General features: G+C 45.0%; 17 protein-coding genes and 1 other RNA gene. 6 read left to right on the top strand and 12 right to left on the bottom strand.

What is annotated here, in order from left to right; translation table 11 throughout:
• Position 1: 1 nt before the first annotated feature.
• Positions 2 to 1,969 (bottom strand): DNA topoisomerase IV subunit B, encoded by a 1,968-nt coding sequence (gene parE / locus ACE1TF_RS13180; protein ID WP_375017462.1) that lies wholly within the window; start codon positions 1,967 to 1,969, stop codon positions 2 to 4.
• 302 nt (positions 1,970 to 2,271) lie between these two features.
• Between parE and ACE1TF_RS13175 the strand changes: the two genes are divergently transcribed.
• Positions 2,272 to 3,048, top strand: coding sequence for a gluconate 2-dehydrogenase subunit 3 family protein (locus ACE1TF_RS13175; RefSeq protein ID WP_375017366.1), 777 nt, complete (start codon positions 2,272 to 2,274; stop codon positions 3,046 to 3,048).
• A 45-nt stretch (positions 3,049 to 3,093) separates the two neighbouring features.
• Positions 3,094 to 4,803: a GMC family oxidoreductase gene (locus ACE1TF_RS13170; RefSeq protein ID WP_375017364.1), complete on the top strand. Its 1,710-nt coding sequence runs from the start codon at positions 3,094 to 3,096 to the stop codon at positions 4,801 to 4,803.
• Between the two features lie 50 nt (positions 4,804 to 4,853).
• Here the strand turns inward: ACE1TF_RS13170 and ACE1TF_RS13165 are convergent, their stop codons facing one another.
• The 10 genes from ACE1TF_RS13165 to ACE1TF_RS13120 all read right to left on the bottom strand — a co-directional run bounded on the left by ACE1TF_RS13165 (position 4,854) and on the right by ACE1TF_RS13120 (position 15,093).
• The gene (locus tag ACE1TF_RS13165; RefSeq protein WP_042396930.1) at positions 4,854 to 5,267 is read right to left on the bottom strand and encodes a CoA-binding protein; all 414 of its coding nucleotides are present in this window, start codon (positions 5,265 to 5,267) and stop codon (positions 4,854 to 4,856) included.
• A gap of 355 nt (positions 5,268 to 5,622) precedes the next feature.
• Positions 5,623 to 6,750, bottom strand: a complete 1,128-nt coding sequence (locus ACE1TF_RS13160) for a THUMP domain-containing class I SAM-dependent RNA methyltransferase (protein WP_375017362.1) — start codon at positions 6,748 to 6,750, stop codon at positions 5,623 to 5,625.
• 102 nt (positions 6,751 to 6,852) lie between these two features.
• Positions 6,853 to 7,231: RNase P RNA component class B (rnpB, locus tag ACE1TF_RS13155), an RNA gene on the bottom strand.
• Between the two features lie 54 nt (positions 7,232 to 7,285).
• Positions 7,286 to 7,699 (bottom strand): ribonuclease HI family protein, encoded by a 414-nt coding sequence (locus tag ACE1TF_RS13150; protein WP_042396610.1) that lies wholly within the window; start codon positions 7,697 to 7,699, stop codon positions 7,286 to 7,288.
• Complete coding sequence (gene gpsB / locus ACE1TF_RS13145; RefSeq protein ID WP_042396608.1) at positions 7,692 to 8,042, bottom strand: cell division regulator GpsB; 351 nt, start codon at positions 8,040 to 8,042, stop codon at positions 7,692 to 7,694. Before gpsB ends, ACE1TF_RS13150 begins: the two co-directional genes overlap by 8 nt.
• A gap of 166 nt (positions 8,043 to 8,208) precedes the next feature.
• Positions 8,209 to 8,577, bottom strand: a complete 369-nt coding sequence (locus tag ACE1TF_RS13140) for a CotD family spore coat protein (RefSeq protein ID WP_042396606.1) — start codon at positions 8,575 to 8,577, stop codon at positions 8,209 to 8,211.
• Between the two features lie 916 nt (positions 8,578 to 9,493).
• A complete protein-coding gene (locus ACE1TF_RS13135) occupies positions 9,494 to 10,705 on the bottom strand; it encodes a ribonuclease H-like domain-containing protein (protein WP_375017359.1) in 1,212 nt (403 codons plus the stop codon).
• 14 nt (positions 10,706 to 10,719) lie between these two features.
• Positions 10,720 to 12,975, bottom strand: a complete 2,256-nt coding sequence (locus ACE1TF_RS13130) for a DEAD/DEAH box helicase (RefSeq protein WP_375017357.1) — start codon at positions 12,973 to 12,975, stop codon at positions 10,720 to 10,722.
• Between the two features lie 63 nt (positions 12,976 to 13,038).
• Positions 13,039 to 14,763, bottom strand: coding sequence for an aminodeoxychorismate synthase component I (gene pabB / locus ACE1TF_RS13125; protein WP_375017355.1), 1,725 nt, complete (start codon positions 14,761 to 14,763; stop codon positions 13,039 to 13,041).
• Between the two features lie 159 nt (positions 14,764 to 14,922).
• Positions 14,923 to 15,093: a hypothetical protein gene (locus ACE1TF_RS13120; protein ID WP_193744612.1), complete on the bottom strand. Its 171-nt coding sequence runs from the start codon at positions 15,091 to 15,093 to the stop codon at positions 14,923 to 14,925.
• A gap of 186 nt (positions 15,094 to 15,279) precedes the next feature.
• Between ACE1TF_RS13120 and kynU the strand changes: the two genes are divergently transcribed.
• The 4 genes from kynU to ACE1TF_RS13100 are packed head-to-tail and all read left to right on the top strand — an operon-like array spanning position 15,280 to position 19,005.
• Positions 15,280 to 16,521, top strand: a complete 1,242-nt coding sequence (kynU, locus tag ACE1TF_RS13115) for a kynureninase (RefSeq protein ID WP_375017460.1) — start codon at positions 15,280 to 15,282, stop codon at positions 16,519 to 16,521.
• Entirely contained in the window at positions 16,518 to 17,168 is a 651-nt protein-coding gene (kynB, locus tag ACE1TF_RS13110; RefSeq protein WP_375017353.1) for an arylformamidase, read from the top strand. The genes kynU and kynB overlap by 4 nt, the downstream gene beginning before the upstream one ends.
• Complete coding sequence (gene kynA / locus ACE1TF_RS13105; protein ID WP_042396603.1) at positions 17,158 to 18,006, top strand: tryptophan 2,3-dioxygenase; 849 nt, start codon at positions 17,158 to 17,160, stop codon at positions 18,004 to 18,006. The genes kynB and kynA overlap by 11 nt, the downstream gene beginning before the upstream one ends.
• A gap of 33 nt (positions 18,007 to 18,039) precedes the next feature.
• Positions 18,040 to 19,005 (top strand): MBL fold metallo-hydrolase, encoded by a 966-nt coding sequence (locus ACE1TF_RS13100; protein ID WP_375017351.1) that lies wholly within the window; start codon positions 18,040 to 18,042, stop codon positions 19,003 to 19,005.
• On the opposite strand, the gene recQ is transcribed toward ACE1TF_RS13100, so the two are convergent.
• Positions 18,990 to 20,756 (bottom strand): DNA helicase RecQ, encoded by a 1,767-nt coding sequence (gene recQ / locus ACE1TF_RS13095; protein WP_375017349.1) that lies wholly within the window; start codon positions 20,754 to 20,756, stop codon positions 18,990 to 18,992. The two genes, ACE1TF_RS13100 and recQ, sit on opposite strands and share 16 nt — an antisense overlap.
• Between the last annotated feature and the right edge of the window lie 125 nt (positions 20,757 to 20,881).

The raw sequence follows: 20,881 nt of genomic DNA, 5'->3' as shown, positions 1-20,881 counted from the left end.
CTTAGTCATCCTCCTCTGACATTAACATTTCATTATCGAGGATATTCGTTTCCTCATTCAACCCAAACGCAACATGGGATTCAATCCACTTACGGCGTGGTTCCACTTTGTCGCCCATTAGCGTGGACACACGTTTATCCGCCCGAGCAATGTCTTCAATACTTACCCGAACGAGCGTACGCGTTTCTGGGTCCATCGTCGTCTCCCATAGTTGAGAGGCATTCATTTCTCCAAGACCTTTGTATCGCTGGATCGTATACCCTTTGCCGACAGACTGAATCGCTTTTTTCAGCCCTTCCTCGTCCCAAGCATATTCGAGCTTTTGTTTTTTTCCTGTTCCTTTTTCAACTTTGTAAAGTGGCGGCAGAGCAATAAACACTTTGCCCGCTTCGACGAGAGGACGCATGTACCGATAGAAAAACGTGAGCAACAATACTTGAATATGAGCCCCGTCTGTATCTGCGTCGGTCATAATAACCACTTTATCGTAGTTGCTATCTTCCAATGAAAAGTCTGTACCCGCACCCGCGCCGATGCTATAGATGATCGTACGAATTTCTTCGTTTTTCATAATGTCATCGAGCTTTGCTCGCTCGGTATTAATGACCTTTCCACGAAGAGGCAAGACGGCTTGGAACTTTCGGTCCCGCCCTTGTTTAGCAGAGCCTCCAGCAGAATCCCCCTCTACAAGGTACAGTTCATTTCTCTCGGGATTTCTTGATTGCGCTGGCGTAAGTTTACCACTGAGCAGTGCATCTTTGCGGCTATTTTTCTTTCCACTCCGGGCTTCTTCTCGCGCTTTTCGTGCAGCTTCGCGCACTTCTTGGGCTTTAATTGCTTTCTTAATAAGCTGCGTGCTAAGTTTTGGATTTTCTTCAAAGAAATACACGAGCTTCTCAGACAGCAGTTGATCGACGCTTGCTCTAGCTTCTGGGGTCCCGAGTTTACTCTTCGTTTGGCCTTCAAACTGCAATAGCGCTTCGGGAATATGTATCGACAGCACGGCAGTAAGGCCTTCGCGGATATCATTCCCATCCAAATTCTTATCCTTTTGCTTAAGAAGTTGCAACTTTCTCGCATGCTCATTCACAGCCCGAGTGAACGCAGCTTTCATTCCAAATTCATGCGTGCCTCCGTCGCGTGTGCGAACATGATTGACAAATGACAATATATTTTCGGTGTAAGCATCGTTAAACTGAAACGCAAAGTTAATTTCAATGCTTTGGTGATTTCCAGAAAAAGAAGCAACCGGATGAAGCGCGTCCTTATCTTCGTTTAAATATTCAACAAAGGCATCAATGCCCGTTTCGTATTGATACGTTTCTTCGACTTCTTTGCCCGCGCGTTCATCTTTTAACGAGATCGCAGTTCCACCGAGGAGAAACGCACTTTCGCGAAGGCGTTCAGACAACGATTCAAATTGGTAGTTCGTCGTTTGAAACATTTGGTCATCAGGCTTAAAATGCACCGTCGTTCCTGTTTTCTTCGTGTTGCCGATCTTCTCTAACGTCGTTTTTGGAATGCCACCATTAACAAACTGCTGACGGTAGGAATGGCCATCTCGGTGAATTGTTAGCGTAAGGGATGAGGAGAGCGCATTGACGACTGAAGCACCGACGCCGTGAAGTCCCCCACTTGTTTGATAGCCGCCTTGTCCGAATTTACCCCCGGCATGCAGCACGGTCATGATCACTTCTGGGGTCGGACGACCCGTTCGGTGCATGCCTACAGGCATACCTCTGCCTTCGTCGTGAACTGTAATGCTATCATCGGAGTGGATGGTTACCCCGATACGCTTTCCATATCCTGCCATTGCTTCATCAACGGCATTGTCTACAATTTCATATACGAGATGATGAAGTCCGCGTGTGTCTGTGCTACCGATATACATACCCGGTCGCTTACGTACTGCTTCCAAACCTTCCAGTACTTGGATCGCATCATCATTATATTCAAGTGTCTTGTTCATATCTTGACTCACGAATCTATGAGGCCCCTTTCCAATCCAACATGAATAAAAAACTGTTTTGGCAGCTGGCGATTCGCGCCACAATGCCTAATCTACTCTCTATACAATACATGCTAAGAACGTATGTTTTCAAGCTCTATTTCATCTCACACCTGTTTTTCCGTCCGAAAGTCGGTCGATTTTTTCTTGGCATTTTTTATCTTTTGTGTTCGAAATGATACTTTTTTGAGTAAATTTACCCATAACTGGGCAAAAGTAAAAAGGCAATTGTGTAGACTTCCAAACATAAAGGAGTGATTAAAATGGCTGAAGAGCAAAACAATGACACGAAGACCGATGGTGTTACCCGAAGAGACTTCTTGAAAAACAGTGGTCTTGTCGTAGGCGGGGTCGTCGGGGGTGGCCTTTTAGGTGGCCTCATCACCAACACATTTATGGATGATGGGCAATCTGTATCCCCTGCCGCCGATAACGGTGATGATCCTCAAGATGCAGAACAATTAACAAAAGCGCGGATGTTCTTTAAACGAGCGGAAGATTTCCGCGTGCTAAGTGCAGCTGTGGAAAGGATTTTCCCAGAAGACGACATCGGCCCTGGAGCGATTTCATTGGCCATTCCTTATTTCATTGATAAGCAATTGGCAGGTGAGTATGGCTTTAATTCCCGAGAATACATGGAAGGACCTTTCTTTGAAGGCGCACCTACTCAAGGCCCACAAACAGGCATGCGAAGAAGAGAAGTGTTCCTGTACGGTGTATCCAAACTGCAAGAAATGGCACAGAGTGAGCATGACGAATCCTTTTTCGATTTAGAAGGAGAAGCCCAAGACGAGATTCTCGGCGCTTTTGAGCAAGGAGACGTTGACATGACTGGCGTCACTTCAGATGCTTTCTTTGCGATGCTTCGCTCCTCTACATTGGAAGGCGCTTACTCAGACCCAGTGTACGGCGGAAACTTAAACATGGACGGTTGGAGAATGAAGCAGTATCCAGGTGGGCAAATGGCGTTCTTTGACGTCATCGAGTCTGAAGAGTTCGTAGAAATGGAACCTGTAAGTTTACACGCACATCATACGTAAACAAGCGTTGTTCTTGTGATGATCTGAAAGGAAAGGTGAACGATTATGGCAACAGAATTGCCAAGAAAACAAGTCGCCGTCGTTGGCGTCGGTTGGTCTGGAGGCATCATCGCTTCAGAACTAGCTAAAGCTGGGATTGAATGTATTGGTTTGGAGCGTGGTAGCGAGCGCAAAATCAATGATTTCATCATGCAAAAAGATGAACTACGCTACGCGGTTCGTTATGAACTGATGCAAGACCTTTCGAAAGAAACGTTAAGTTTTAGAAATGACCAAGATATGCGAGCACTTCCAATGCGGCAGATGGGTTCGTTTCTTCTAGGAACAGACCTCGGGGGCGCAGGGATTCATTGGAATGGCCAATGCCCAAGGTTTTTCCCTTATGATTTTGAAATTCGTTCGCAAACGATTGACCGTTACGGTGAAGACCGGATTCCAGAAGACATGAGCTTACAAGACTGGGGAATCTCTTATGAGGAAATTGAAGAGCATTTCGCACACTTTGACGATACGATTGGCACGTCAGGTGAAGATAATGAAATGACCGCTGAACGCTCAAGTGATTTCCCTACACCGCCGATGAAAAAAACACCATCGATTCGGCTTTTTCACGAAGCTGCGGAGAACTTAGGGCTCCACCCATATATGAGTGCTTCCGCCAACCTTTCTGAAGCCTATACGAATCCAGATGGCAAGACGATTAACCAATGCATGTACTGTTCATTTTGTGAGCGATTTGGTTGTGATTATCAAGCGAAATCCGATCCACTCATAACCGTTATTCCGACCGCTGTGGAAACGGGGAATTTTGAGATTCGCACGCATGCGAATGTGCGCTCCGTCTCTTATGACGGAGAGCGGACGGACGGTGTGTATTTCGTTGATACTCGTACAGGAGAAGAATTCTTTCAACCTGCTGATCTTGTGATTTTGACTACTTATGTGATGAACAATACGCGTTTGCTGTTGCAATCAGGGATCGGAGAACCGTATGATCCAGACACAAACACGGGCGTGATCGGAAAAAACTACTGCTATCAAATTATGGCCAGTGCCCAAGGGTTCTTTGACCAGCAGTTTAATTTGTACGCGGGTGCAGGTGCGCTCGGTGGACAAGTTGATGATTATAATGCGGACAACTTTGACCATTCCGACCTTGATTTCCTTCACGGCGGAACGATTCAACTCACCCAAACGGGGATTCGTCCGATCAGTACGAACCCCGTGCCTCCAGGTACACCGAATTGGGGGAGTGAGTTCAAGCAAGCCTCCGCTCACCACTTTTATCGCACGTTATCGCTCGGCTCACAAGGAGCTAGCCTTCCGTATCGATACAACTATTTAGATTTAGATCCGACCTACACAGATGCGCTCGGTGACCCGCTTCTGCGCATGACGTATAACTTTACGGAACAAGACCGCAATCTCGCTGCTCATCAAACGGCTAGACTTGAAGAGATTATGCAAGAGATGGGCGCAAACGAAGTGGCTTCGAATCCAGACATTGGCGACTACAACATTATGCCTTATCAAACGACCCATAACACCGGAGGAGTCATTATGGGCGCAGAGCCAGAAACGTCTGCGGTGAACAATTACTTGCAAATGTGGGATTGTGAAAACTTGTTTGTTGTCGGTGCTTCAGCGTTCCCTCACAACAGTGGTTACAACCCAACTCCTACAGTTGGGGCGCTTTCTTACCGAGCAGCAGAAGGCATTTTGCAGTATTTAGATAATCCAGGTCCATTAGTTTAATTCAATGTTAAAAAAGGAAAGCGCCGTTAACGTTGGCGCTTTCCTTTTTATTATACGGTAATGCTATGCTCCACTTTGATGCAACGATCCATTACGACGTCCATGCCGTGATCTTTCGTAATTTGATAACCTTCTTCACTCACAACATCAAGCTGTGTCCAAAATACCTTTGCATTTACACGAACCGCCTCTTTGGCAATCTCTGTCACAAATTCACTTCGTCGAAATACGTTCACAATATCAATCGGTCCATCAATGTCTTCGAGTGAATCAACCGCTTTTACGCCTAATGCTTCCTCAATCATCGGATTGACTGGAATGATTTCATACCCAGCGTCTTGCATCGCTAGGGACACACTGTTGGACGTTCGGTACGGATCATCAGACAAACCGACAACCGCAATCCGTTTTGCATTCTTTAGAATTCGACCGATCTCTTCTCTTGAAGGGTTTTCCATTTTCACACAAATCATCCTCTCTCCTATGTGCAATTGTTCTTACTCGTAACCTTACATGATTTCTTGACCGTTGTCAGAAACAAAGAACTGCCGCATTCAGCTGTAGCGGCAGTTCTTTTTATTAAGCTGATAGTTCATCGCTTGGTCGTACCGGATGTTGGCAGCCAAAAGCGCTTGATCTATGTTTTTTCTTTGATCCTCTGAAAGTTGTGATTCCACAACGGCTTGTTCGACGTGCAACATCGCATGTTGAATTCGTGAAAATATCGAGTAATCAACACAATCAGCGTATATAAGTCATGTCCCCTTCCAAAAAAACATGTGACCAGTATACGCCGAAAGAATGAAACTTATTCCTCATTTATCGTTTTCTTTTTGCCCAGTATTGATAATAGTCGGTTTTAATGTTGCCATTATAAAGCTTTCTTTTTTTCGTAGCATCTGCTCCATATAGTGATTCAAATTGTTCGTTTGCCGTGAGCACATATACAGACCAGTCATCATACGCTTGCCGTACGCGAGTTCCCAATTGACTGTAGATCTTTTGGACTGCTTTTTCATCTTCTAGTCTTGTCCCATAAGGCGGGTTCATGACGAGCACCCCTCTTCCGTCGATCGCTGGAAGCTGATCAACGGCTGACCGCGAGAAACGGATCTCCGGGACGTGAGCCAACTCCGCATTGTTCTCACTAAGTTTAACCATCTCAGGGTCTTTATCAAATCCATAGATATGGACGTCTCGATCATTAATCTTCTCTTTCGCCTTCGCTCGTGCCTCACTCCACGCTTGCTCTGGTACCCATGACCACTGCTCGGATGCGAAATTTCGGTAAAGCCCTGGCGCAATGTTTTTTGCCATGAGTGAAGCTTCAATCGGAATCGTGCCTGAGCCACAAAACGGATCAACAAGCACTTGGTCATATCGCCAATTGGTTAGCTTAATTAAAGCAGCGGCTAATGTTTCTTTTAGTGGAGCCATGCTGTGTAAATAGCGATAACCTCGTTTATGAAGACCTTCTCCTGACGTATCAATTGTAAGTGTGGCTTCGTCCTTTAAAAGAGCCACTTCAATTTTAAACTGCGGACCTTCTTCTTGAAACCAGTCTTGGTTGTACGTTTGTTTCAGCCGTTCCACGATCGCCTTTTTTACGATTCGTTGGCAATCTGAAATACTAAACAACGTGGACTTAACCGAGCGGCCGTCAACAGGGAATTCTCCATATACTGGGATAAACTCTTCCCAAGGCAGTGCTTTCGTCTGCTCGAACAAGTCGTCAAACGTGTCGGTATGAAACTTTCCAATCACAAGCTTCACACGATCTGACGTCCGCAACCATAAGTTGGCTTCAATCATGGCTTCAATTGGGCCTTCAAACATGACCTTGCCATTTTCAACTTCTGTATCATAACCGAGCGCTTGAATTTCTTTGGCAACAATGCTCTCTAGACCCATCGTTGCGGTTGCAATATACGTATAAGTTTTAGACATAGCTAGAACCTTCTTCCTTAAACAGTTTCTCATCTACATTATCACGGGTGGATGGTTAAAGTAAAAAAACCCCGAATACGGGGTCCTTCAGAGGCTGGAGGGCTCGATAAGCCATGTTCTGTATCGCCGTGCTGCGGCTATTCACCTCACATGACGATGGCAATCATCTATCTGCGGCTAAAAGCCGCCTTCTTCTAACGTTTCCGTTACAGAAATGCCCCTACCATATTTTTGGGTTTCTCACTCGCGGGGTTTACCTCGTTCCACTCTTCTCGTTTCCGAGAAGACTACGTCACTGTGGCACTTTCAGATGGTCGACCGTATACCCAAAGAGGATACGTAGGTGTTCCAATCGCCGTCAGTATACAATACTGCCTTGACTTATGGTTTCGTCAAGCACGAACACTACAGCCATTTCAGGCTGTGTGAGCATGGACTTTCCTCTCTGCTCCTTTAAGAAGCAGAGCGATTGCCTGAGCCCGATCCAGCGTATGCGCAAGCTGTATTATATCGCGAATGGCAGAAATGTGCAATGCTACGTTTCGAGTTGTTTATGAATGGCTTGTTTCGCTAGATGGTCTGCCTCTTTATTCCTTGCATTAGAGATCCAGGAGACAATGAATAAACGAAACTCGATGCTCAGTAGCAAAATATCATGCAAGTAAGGCTTATACACTTGGTTTTTCACCTTGCCATCATGAACAGATTGGTCGACGAGTTGTGAATCTGTAAAAAACCGTGCATGCGTATATCCACGTGAAATCGCAAGGTCCATCCCTGCCTTTAACGCCGCAAACTCTGCTGCATGAATGTGCGTCAGGTGACTCGGTAGACTAAACCGTTCGACGTCTCCACTCGGATGTTTCAAGAAAACACCGAGCCCACATTTTCCTGGGTCCCCAGCACAAGCAGCATCAACATATACGTGCACAACCTCATCATTACTCACTTAGTTTCTTTCCAAATACTTCTTTCTCCAGGTTCGATAACCGTTTCAAAATATCATAGTTTGTTGTACCTGAAGCATTGTTTACTGACGGTTCCGCTGCTTGCGTTCGTTCTGTTTGAGCAGGTGCATTGCGTTGACTGCGTTGAACTGTTGTAGATGACTGCATTTTACGAAGTTGATCCACTTCTTTTTCAAGCTTAATAATATGTTCCTGAAATAGCTCATAGTCTTGGATAATATGATCCAAAAACTGGTCCACTTCTTCTTTGTTGTACCCTTTCATGCTCGTCTTAAAGTCTTTATCCAAAATTTTCTTTGCATCTAATTGTGCATTGGCCGGCATGATCCTCACCCCACGCATTTAATCTCTTGCATCTTCTATCCATTTATTTTTTCAGAATACCGATGAAAAGTCAATTTATTACATCGTAAATCCCCCGTAATACCTAAAAAGAAAAACACCGGTAAATGCTCTATACCGGTGTTTTTGCCTATATGGTTGTCCTTACTTACCAAGGGCGATGGCCGCAGCCTTTTCCTTTATGGTGATGACCACCCATATGGCCATTCCCGTTCATCATTTGTCCGCCAACCATTCCATTACCAGGTCCACAATCGTACTGCTCTGTTTCACACTCATATAAGTTCTCATTCGTGTGAGGATGGCTGTGAACATGCTTATACACATCTTTATGAACGTGCGTATGGTGCGATGGGTGCACCTCCGGAATAATATACTCTTGGTTGCTAAATGATGTGTCACACTTCGTTGGGTGAACTACAGCTGGTAATACGATGGGTTGGTTGTTGCACCCATTCCCATTGCCATTCCAATTTCCATAACCGCCAAAGTTGCCTTTACCACAATGTCTGCTCATGAATCTTCCTCCTTTTCTGTAAGCTTAGTGTTACTATATGAAAAAGATTGAGCAAGCGTTATCGTGCAAGCACCTATTTTCAAGGGAATGGGTATAAATCTATGCAGCATTCGACAAGGAATAACAAGCCCGCATGGAGAAACCGGATGGTTCTTGTTCGTTTTTGGGTTACCGTGCGCTTGCCCGGGAAATAATCGCTTGGCAATATTTCCCGCCAGCAAACGTGAAAAGGGAACCGCTTAAGAAGCAAACTGGCTTGAACGTTCCAGAGTGCTAAACGTGGCTTCAACGGATTTATATAGAATGAACGTAACATTTTCCTACTTGTCCAGTTTGTTGTTGCTAAACACATCAGGTGGATGCTTGTAGTCCAGACTACAAGTGCAACATCGGTGGCGAAACATCTGCCACCGTGTTTTCTATGTACTTCAGAGCACAAGGGCGACATTACCTCGCTACTTAGGTGTGTGGAAAGAAGCCCCAAATGCCCCATATATTCATTTACGCGACAATTTGGAAAGAAAAAGTCATTAATGTAAACGTGGATGCGCCCATAAACGGAGTCAACGGTCACAAATCAGGATCTATGTGACCGTTGAGGGTCGAAGGTGCACGGTTTAAAGGCTGGATTGTCACATAAGTGCCAGGAGATCACACGCTTGCGCCAGGTGGTGACATCGGTCACGTCTATTTACCATTCAGCAAACGTCTTCCATGTTGCCCACAACCCTTGCAGTAACGAACAACGATCGACATCGGAGTGAGATTTACTTCAACAGACGATCGGTAGGCGTTTGCCCGTAAAGACCGGTCTCGGTTATCCGGATTCAGTGAATATCTTTAGTTCAACTGATCTAGTACTTCCCCGCCGGCGTGAAATTCTACACAGATGACCACCCACTCGGATAATGGGTGGTCATCTGTGTGCACATTTCCCTTTTAAGCGATGAATCCGATGCTCCCACGCTGCTTTTTCTTTAGCTGGCTCATGCTCACACCAAAGACGGCCTTGGTATGCAACACTAAGCGCATCGTCGTACTGTTTCTTTTTGTGTTCATACCACATGGAAAGCACACGGGCTGCTTCGATTTTATGGATAGAGGCAGCCGTATACAACTGTTCGTAGAGCTTGACACTCTCTTCCTCATTGACATGTTTTCGTAGCAAGCGCGCACGTTCGACGACGGCCTCATTCCCATAACCTTTATCTACAAGAGAGGTAAATTGGTGTAGCGCTAAGCGCCATTCTCCTTGCTGCTTCCACCACCGAGCGATTTCAAATGCCTCATCAAATGTTTTTCCACCGCCTAGCACCCGGTCTGACAACTCGAGGTACAGCGTGAACAACGACTTGATGTCTTGTTCATTATGTTCAAACACACCAATAAGGTGGGTCGGGTCCGCTGTTTGTAAATAATCTTGATAATACATCGGCGCCAAGTAACCCGGTGTATCTTCCTCTCTGCCCATTTGTAGAATTTCTTCTTCTACGACGCTAAGTTGGCACGAGGGCAATTGATGTTTGAACAGTCGCCTCGCTGCGTGCAACAGATCAAAGTGACCAAATTCAGGAAGTCGAGGAAGCTCGTGTCTAAGCATCGTATGTCGCATTCTCACTTGTGGCCAATCAAATGCTTTGCCGTTATATGTTACTAAGGCATCCAGATGGTGAACTTGTTTTAAAAAGTAATCATAAAAAGCGACTTCGTTCTCTGGACCTGGCAACAAATATTGGTCAATGACCATTTGGTTACCCACAATTCTACCTGTACCAATCATAAAAATCATATTGCCTGCACCGTGGCTAAGACCTGTCGTTTCGGTATCCAAAAACAACAAATCACTTGGCTGTGTATGATCCTTAGGTTTAAGAGGGTGTTGCTGAACAGACAAGTTCGACCATTCGCTAAACACATGTGAAAAAGATAATGTATCCCTTTCGGCTACTCCGAGTGGATATGTGTTTTGGCGGTGAATGACCGTCCCTTGATCGGTTTCAATCACACTACATTGCAGATCAAGCCACTGCTTCGTTTCTAACGGTTGATGGTTTGTCGGAGGTTCTGGCTGAGCAGCCTCTGTTTGTAAATGCGGCTTCATACGCGCCAATTTCTTTTTAAAGTTCATGTTGTTCCACAACCTTACTCTATGAGTGTCGCAAGCCAACGGTTTACATCTTGCTTGAGTCCTTCGTGTTCGCCTGAACCTAAACAAGACGGACACCCATGCGCACATGGACACTGTTCACTCAGCAGAAGGCAGCGGTGAAGAATTTCATCCATTCGCTGATACACTTTTTCTGAAAGTCCAATCCCACCAGGGTAATGGTCATATAAGAAGATGGCTGGCAGCTCGGAATGATCGGCTTTAATTTGTACGGCTGTGTGCAAATCACTACGGTCACTCATTGTCATAACCGCTCCCAAATGATGAAGCATCGTACTCAGTGCTACAAGCATATGCTCAAACCGATTTTTGCCGAACTGGAGAAGTGCGGATTCATCGAAATCTAGCCAAACGCCAGACGTATGCAACTCTTCTTGAGGAAGATGAATTGGCCCAGAACCGATATTTTCGTAAGTCGATAGTTTCATTTTCTTGAAAATTGAAGGCATGATCGTGACAGCTACGTCGCCAAAAGATCGGCGATAGTGGGCGCGGGCAACCGCTTCGTCTTCTTCAATCACGAAAAGCTTGACATTAAGGTTCGCATCTGTGAAATACTCGACGTCCACGTGTTTGACATAAGCCTTCTTCTCTTCCCAATCCAATTCCTCAACTTGAAATTGTTCACCTTGGTGTAGGTAAATCGCTTCTTCATGCAAGAGCGTCATCGCACTAAAACGATCCATTTCCCCGATGACCGCTGTTTTACCTTGCTCAGATTGATCAATGATCACAATGTTCTCTTGAGAAGCAGATCGAAGACTTATATTGTGGGCGGGGAACGCTTGACTCATCCAGTACCATTTATCTCTTCGCAAATGGACAATTTGCTGATCTTTTAAATAGTCCATAATGTCATTAATTGGCACGCCTCCGTACTCATCGTCAACATGGAATGGTAGCTCGTATGCTGCACATTTCGCATGATCCATCAAAATGAGTAAGTTGTTCGGTTCAATTCGCGCTTCCTCTGCCGGAGAATCAAGCACGTACGCTGGGTGATTCATCACGTACTGATCGATCGGTGTGGAGCCAGCCACCACAATAACAAGCGCCTCTTCTTGGCGTCTTCCTGCACGTCCGGCCTGTTGCCATAGACTAGACACAGAGCCAGGATACCCTGTGAGTATACACACTTGCAGTTGCCCGATATCCATGCCTAGCTCCAATGCATTTGTACTCACCACCCCGCGTACTTCTCCATTTCTTAATCCTCGTTCAATTGCTCTGCGCTCACTTGGCAAATAGCCACCGCGATACGCCCGAATCGAAGCCGGCCCCCACTCTTGTTGCATCATTGATTGAAGGTCGCTATAGATGACTTCTACTCGAACACGGCTTTTGGCAAACACAATGAGTTGCGCCCTTGCTTCGAGCGTTCTTCTTGCCAACTGCCGCACCTTTTTGGAAGCACTCTGACGAATGTTTAATGCTTTGTTTACGACAGGCGGGTTGTAAAAAGCGACGTGTTTTTTCCCTGTGGGTGCTCCGTTGTTGTTAATCAACGAGAATGATTGTTCAGTGAGTCGCTCCGCGAGTTCTTTCGGATTTTTAATTGTTGCAGACGTGCAAATAAATTGCGGGCGACTGCCGTAATATTGGGCCAGTCGTACGAGACGTCGGATGACATTCGCTACATGACTACCAAATACCCCACGATACATGTGAAGTTCATCAATCACGATGTACTTAAGCTTTTCAAACAGAGATACCCACTTCGTATGATGAGGCAAAATTGACGTGTGCAACATATCTGGGTTGGTCATGACCACATGTCCAGCTTGTCGGATCTTTTGTCTGATTGCAGGTGCAGTATCACCGTCATACGTATAGCTGTTCACATCCATACCCGAGTCTTCAATCCATTCTGCGAGTTCACTTTTTTGATCCTGTGCGAGAGCCTTCGTTGGAAATAAGTAGAGCGCTCTCGATTCAGGGTCTTGAGCAATGGATTGAAGTACTGGTAAATTGTAGCAGAGCGTTTTGCCAGATGCTGTTGGAGTGACGGTTACAATATTTGATCCTGCCGTTGTCGCATCGATCGCATCACGTTGATGTGTGTATAAGGATTCAATACCTTTACGTTCCATCGCTTTAATGATCCGCTCGTCCAAATTAGGCAAAGGGGCATGCCTTGCTTCTTGAGGTGGGATCGTGTGCCAATGCACCACATGCTCGTCTTCTTTTAACTGAGCAATCAGTTGCTCAAGGTTCGGTTTTTCAAAAAGCATTTGATCTCCCCCTTTCATTCCATACCGTAAGTATAACACGCACGAACATTTGTTTGCATCACTTTAAGATAACCGCACCTTCACCCATTCACGTACACTATTAATAAGCCATAACTCATCGGCGAACAAAACGTCATCCACGGTCAGCACTTGTTCTTCAATCGTCCCTTGTTGTAATAAATGTCGACGGAAAACACCAGGCAAACACCCCGATTCCAACGGAGGTGTGACGTATTTCCCATTCACTTTGGCAACGACATTGCCGATTGTAAATTCGGTCACTTCATTTTCATCATTGTATAAAAGCACATCAAACACATTTGGAAGACGTCTCTCTTCATACACGCTGCGCAACGTCGTTTTATGGCGTAAAAACAGGTCACCGCGGTGGACAGGTCGGGTTCCCCAGCCCACACGTTCGACTGTCCGTATGCCCGAGTGTTCAATCCGTTGATGAGTGATCGACCATTCACCGGTAGGTCCAACAACTAACCGAACTTTGTACGTCGTTGAGTGATCAAGCGACTCCGCGTATTCCAACAGCGCCTTTTTTATATTGTCTTCGTCAAGCGACCGTGAAAATGTCATTTGAGACACGGCAAGCCGCTCAATATGTTCGTTCAAACGAGCGTACCGACCTTCTTTTAACAACATGCTTTCAAGCAGTGAGAAGTTCGATTTCACTTGCTCCACAACGTTTGTTTTAAGCAAAGCCTCCGCATACTCCCCCTCCGCCGTTGAATCGATCGTTACCCCACCCCCTGCACCGTAGCGAATGGATTCATTCATGATTGATGCGGTACGAATGCCCACATTAAATAGCGCATCCCCAGTTGGTGTAACGTAGCCGATCGATCCACAATACACCCCTCGGGGGTCGGCCTCTAGGTCTTGAATGATTTTCATCGTCTCTTGCTTTGGCGCTCCGGTGATCGAACCGCAAGGGAAGAGAGCACGAACGAGTTTCCGAAATCTCACTTCAGGTCTCATCGTACACGCCACAACAGACGTCATTTGCCAAACGGTCGGGTATTGTTCAATATGGAACAAATCATTCACATGAACTGAACCTAACTTCGCAATGCGACCGAGATCATTTCGAAGAAGATCGACGATCATCACATTTTCCGCACGATCTTTCTCAGAGTGTACGAGCGTTTTTTTTAGTTGCTCATCCTCTGAAGACGTTTCCCCTCTACGAATCGTTCCTTTCATCGGCTTTGTCATAAGTTCATTGTCAGTTTTCGAAAAGAACAATTCAGGGGAGACCGACACAACTTTACGGCCATCCCCAATGTCCACATACGCACTATATGCGGCTTGTTGTTTCGTTTTCAAATCCTCATAATACGATTTCGCATCTCCAAGAAATTGACTTTCCAATTGCATCGTATAATTGACTTGATACGTATCGCCTTGGCGGATATGTTCGTGAATCGTTTCAATATCTTTCATATATTTACTCTTGGTCGTTTTCGTTTCCCAATGACCTACATCATATGGCTTTGGCTTCTTCAATTGTGGCACAGCTTTAGCTTTCGAAAAAATGCCAAACCAAACGAGCGGCATGCCACTCTCCTTATGAACCGAAAAACTTCGTATGTCTGCTTCATATGAAATAAACCCTGCCGCAAAGTACCCTCGTTCCGTCCACGAACCAACCTCATCTAGACATCGGTCGACTTCGTCAACGTGGTTTGTCGTTATGATATGTATGGGATTCGTGAACAACAGTGGGCCTGTCTCTTTATGATGAAAATCGATTTGTACGTACCCGCGATTTGTCATGATTTCGTCATCCTCTACTGCATGTAATGTCACGTAAAACAAGCGGAAACACACGCATCGCTATGCCCGTGTTTCATCTTCTTCAGTATACATTATCATTCTAATTGATGGGACTGCCTGCAGACAAAAGAAAAGCACCCCCTATGGAGTGCTTGCCATTTATGATGATTTCTTGTGGGAAGGTACGAGTGCATATGGTTGGTGTACTGACAGACGTTCATGAAACAACCGTTTTAGTGCATCGTCTTCCATATCCACCAGGAAAGGTCGAGGAATCCCGCATAACTCACTCAAAAGACGGATCATTTCTACTTTTGAAAAACGCAACATCTCCAAGCCCCCTATCAGATATTTGCTTACACTTATACTATACCGTTTATGAATGCAATATTCAAAAAATTATTGTTTAGAGAGAAATATGGAAAAGATACATCGTTCATGAGAAGATAGTACAGAAATCGATGATGAAGGAGGTCGTATGTTTTGCACCGTTATACATTAGAAAAGGCAAAAGAAATGGACAATCAAGAAACGGTCGCATCACTTCGTGATCAGTTTTACACAAACCATTCTCACATTTATTTTGACGGAAATTCCCTCGGACTCTTATCAACATCCGCGGAACAAAAAGTGCTTGAACTGTTAGAAAGTTGGAAACAACATGCCATTGATGGCTGGACGAAAGGCGATCATCCTTGGTTTTACTTAAGTGAGCAACTTGGAGAAAAAAGCGCCAACCTCATTGGTGCACGCGTCGGCGAAGTGATTGTCACTGGGTCAACGACAACGAATCTTCATCAGCTCGTTGCCACTTTTTATCAACCTGAAGGGAACAGAACGAAGATTCTCGCAGATGAATTGAACTTCCCGAGTGATATTTATGCGCTAGAAAGTCAACTCAAACAAAAAAATAAAAACCCTGACGATCACCTTGTGAAAGTTAAATCCCGTGATGGCCTGACCTTACATACCGATGACATCATTGCTGCTATGCGTGACGACATTGCACTCATTGTTTTGCCTTCAGTGTTGTACCGGAGTGGACAAGTGCTTGATATCGAAGCGATTACCCGGGCTGCAAATGATAAGAACATTCCGATTGGATTTGATCTTTGCCATTCCATCGGCAGTATTCCCCACCAACTTCATGATTGCGAAGTGGACTTTGCTTTTTGGTGCAACTACAAATATGTGAATGCCGGACCTGGAAGTACAGGTGGGCTGTTCGTTCATGAGAAACATCACGTGAAAACCCCAGGCCTTGCCGGATGGTTCGGTTCGAATAAAGAAAAGCAATTCGACATGAATCATGAACCTACGTTTGCCGATGATGCCGGGTCATTTCAAATTGGCACACCCCACATTTTGAGCACTGCGCCATTAATTGCCAGTTTAGATATGTTCGAGCAGATAGGCATTAACGCCCTACGTGAGCGTTCGTTACGGATGACGGCTTATTTTATGGATCTGATTGATGCCCGCCTATCATCGTTTCAGTTTACTGTCAGCAATCCGCGAGGTAACAAAGAACGTGGAGGGCATGTATATTTAGAGCATCACGAAGCGGCTAGAATCGTTAAAGCTCTTAAAAAGAATGGCATCGTGCCCGATTTACGGCCACCAAACGGGATCCGTCTCGCACCTGTGCCCTTGTATAATACATATGAGGAAATCTATCATGTGGTGGATGCACTCTATGAAATTATGTCGACGAAAGCATATGAACAGTTTAGTAAAGAGCGGGATGTCGTCTCATGAGCGAGTGGATTGATATTACCCAACCGCTCACGGGCTCACTCGCTCATTGGCCCGGTGACATTCCATTCACGTATAAAGAAACTTACTCTCACGCCGACACCGGATCCGTTGCCATCGGGCAAATTCAGCTGAGCCTTCATAGCGGAACTCATGCAGATGCACCGTACCATGCAGAAAAAGAAGGTCAAAGGATGGGCGATGTGCCGATTGAACCTTTTATCGGACCCGCACAAGTTGTGGATCTATCCGCTTATCCAACCATCTCAAAAGAAGCGTTGCAACAATGCGGACCGATTAAAGCCCGTCGCGTATTACTTAAAACAAAAATACCGAACGATGCGAACCGTTTTCCGGATTCAATTGCAGCGATAGACGAAGCGGCGGTTGACTATTTATTTGAGCAAGAAGTAAAACTCATTGGTGTGGATGTGCCGTCTGTTGATCCGCTTGATAGCAAATCGATGCTCGCGCATAAAAGATTAAATTTACGCAACATGTATATATTGGAAAACCTTATGCTCGACCACGTTGAAGCGGGGGGCTATTTTCTATCAGCATTACCGCTTGCAATTACACACGGTGATGGTAGTCCGGTCCGAGCCGTTCTAAAGAAGCAAACGTTAGGAGGAACATGTTTTGGACAATGACGATCAATTGAAAGCGTTTAAAAATGAGAAAGACATCCATACCGATTTTAAAGACAATATGACGTACAGTGACTACTTGACGTTAGATCAAATTCTCTCCAGCCAAAACCGGTTGTCAGATCATCCAGATGAAATGCTCTTCATCATTATTCATCAAGTGAGTGAACTATGGATGAAGCTCATTATTCATGAGTTAGATCGGGCAATTCAATCAATACAAGCTGGTGAACTTTCACCTGCATTCAAAATGCTCGCGAGAGTTTCAAAAATCCAATCGCAAATCATCCAAGGTTGGGATGTGTTATCAACGTTAACTCCGGCAGAGTACATGGAGTTTAGAGATGCTCTTGGCAAAGCATCAGGGTTTCAATCCTATCAGTACCGAATGATTGAATTTTCCCTCGGATATAAAACCGAACATAGCTTAAAGATTTACGAGAACGAACCCGAGATTTACGAAAAGCTCAAACACCAGCTAAATAGACCGAGCTTGTATGACGTGTCGATACAAGCGCTCAGTCGCGCGGGCTTTGCTATTGACCAACATGTACTAGAGCGCGACATTACCAAGCCATATACGACACACGAAAGTGTACAAAAAGCTTGGCAAGCTGTATATGAAAACGTAGATGACCATTGGGAGCTTTATGAGCTAGCCGAAAAGCTTGTTGACCTTGAAGATTGGTTCCAACAATGGCGCTTTCGCCACATGAAGACCGTCGAAAGAATTATCGGTAATAAAAAAGGGACGGGCGGTTCATCAGGTGTAAGCTACCTTAAAAAAGTAATTGATCAGTACTTCTTCCCAGAGTTATGGGAAGTGCGAACAACGATCTAACCAACACCTAGACGATGATCGGAGGACAATTCGATGGATAGAGAGAATACGATACGGATTGGAGATTTAGAAATTATACGTGGTGAGAATGGCAGTCGCGTACCGTTCACCACCAATGTGGTTGTGGTCGGTGACGGGGAGTCTGCACTCATTGATGCGGGTGCCGGAAAAGAAGCATTCTCCTACATCCATGACCAATATGATATAAGTCAAATATTCCTCACCCACTTTCATATTGATCATACGTGGGGCATCAAGCATTTCCCTACCGCACAAGTGCATGTCAACCCGCTTGACGCCAAGAAACTCAGTTCTATGGAGGAGCTTCTCAAAATAGGTGGCAATTATGCTGTCGAAGGGGAACAAAACCTCCAGGCGATGATTAAGAGCCGGGAAGGACGAGCGTTTCAATCAGTCGTTGATCGCAACAAAGAGATCTACCCATTCGATGAAGAATTTGTTGTCGCTGGAAAACGAGTGCAAATGATTCATACACCTGGTCATTGTGAGAGCTTTTGCTGCCCATATTTCCCAGAAGAGAAAGTAATGATCGTCGGGGATTACGACCTCACTTCTTTTGGGCCATGGTATAACAACGCTGATTCGAACATTAATCAGATGATTGCGTCTGCGGAGAAAACGCTCGGCTATGATGTGGAGCATTACGTGACGCTCCATCACAAAGGTGTATTTTCTCGGGAAGACTATCATGCGAAGTTAAAAGATTATATGCAAATCATTGATGAACGGGAAGCGCGCCTCATTGATCGAATCAAAGCAGGTGTCACCCCAGAGGAAATTGTCTATCAAGAGATCTTTTATCGGGAGAAAAACTTAAAACAATCCCCTCCTCTCGTTGCTTTCGAGAAAATAGGGATTGCGAAACATCTTGAAAGACTGCTAGAAAACGACGGGCGTTACCGTGACTTTTATGATTCATTCCTTCAAGCCAACTTCAACGCCCCATCGTTCGTACACTACTATCATTCGACGGTTTGATGCAGTGCTTGTAAAAAAGCTTCGCCGTAAACATCTAATTTATGCTCTCCGATCCCTTTGATCGAGAGCATTTCTTGTTTCGTTTTTGGTTGACTGACCGCGAGATGCCGCAATGTTTGATCAGAAAATACCATATAAGGTGCGACCGAATGTTCTTTTGCAAGCTGAGTACGCACTTTCTTTAACTGTTGAAACACGGGATCATCCACACTAACACTCGTCGTAGCAACCGTTTCTTTCTTTAACACCCGTTCTTCTCCTTTAAGAACATCAACGGACCGTTCATTTAGTGTTAATACCGGATACTGGCCTTCACCGATTGTGACGTAACGATGGGCAGCAAGAAAATCAATAAAAGCGGTAATCTCTCGTTGAGAGCGACCTTTCATGAGCCCATATGTAGAAAGTTGATCGAGTTTAAAATCAATGATTTTTCGATTACTGGAACCCGCAAGCACTCCAGCAATCATCGTCTTTCCAAATCGCTCCCTCGTTCTTTTCATACAGGAGAATACCATTTGCGCTTCCTTGGTCACATCGACGGTCTGACGTTGGTCCGTACAATGAAGGCAACGTCCACAATCTTGTGCGTCATCATCACCAAAATACTTCAATATAAACTTCATCAAGCAATCTTCTGTATGACAATAATTCACGATCGACCGGAGTTTTAAAAACTCTTGCTGCTTCCTGTCTTCAGAGAGTTGGGTTTGCTCTAGTAAGAAATTTTGGATTTGAACATCTTGTGGTGAAAATAACAATATACATTCACTGTCCAGGCCATCCCTCCCCGCTCTCCCCGCTTCTTGGTAGTAAGCTTCAATCGTCCGGGGAAGCTGTGCATGGATCACATAGCGGACATTGGATTTATTGATACCCATCCCAAACGCATTCGTTGCAACCATGACGTTTACTTCATCATAAACGAACTGCTCTTGACTCTGTTCACGCGACTCGGAATCCATGCCACCGTGATACTTGCCAGCTTGAATTCCTTTTTGTGTAAGGTAGTGATAAATTCTCTCGACTTCTTTTCGCGTGCTTGCATAAATGATCCCGGATTCTCCGGCACTTTTTCTAACGTAATTGACGATATACTTGTCAGCGTCTTGATCTTTAATGACTGACAATGTCAGATTTTCTCGAAGGAATCCGGTGTTAACCCGCTGGTCTTCAGGGATACGAAGAGCTTCACACACATCCCTAGCAACTTCTGGGGTAGCCGTCGCAGTAAGTGCGAGAACGCTTGGCTTCTTATCTAGAGATTGAATAAAAGAAGGAATCATTAAGTAACTCGGTCGAAAATCGTGACCCCACTGGGAAAGACAGTGTGCTTCATCGATGGCGATTAATGAGATATCCAACTCATGCAAGCTCGATGTGAAATCTGGGGATACGAGCCGTTCAGGTGCTAAGTACATTAGTTTGTACTCATCGCTTTTCGCAGCTTCTAATCGCCGATGGGTTTCTTTTCCTGACAGCGAACTGTTAATGTATGTAGCCGGAATCCCGATCTCTTGTATTTCATCCACTTGGTCTTTCATTAATGAGATAAGCGGGGATACGACAATCGTCATGCCGTCAAGAAGTAGAGAAGGTAACTGATAACAGATCGACTTCCCACCGCCTGTAGGCATAATTCCCATCACATCTTGGCCGTTCATAATGGAATCTATGACTTCAAATTGTCCAGGGCGAAACGAGTCATATCCGTAATAGGTTTGTAGTAATTTCTTTGCTTCGTCTCTCATGACTCTCCTCCTGAAATGCTGCTTCTTTAATCATAGCGAGTGAATTAAAGACTATCAACCGTTTTCTATAAATCTGTTTCACCTCTAACGACTAAGGGAATATGAAACTATTATTGGAAGTAAAG

The organism is Geomicrobium sp. JSM 1781026 (assembly GCF_041949955.1).
Taxonomy (GTDB): domain Bacteria; phylum Bacillota; class Bacilli; order Bacillales; family Marinococcaceae; genus Geomicrobium_A.
The sequence above is the reverse complement of the archived record's forward strand: the minus strand, read 5'-3'. Positions and strand labels throughout refer to the sequence as shown.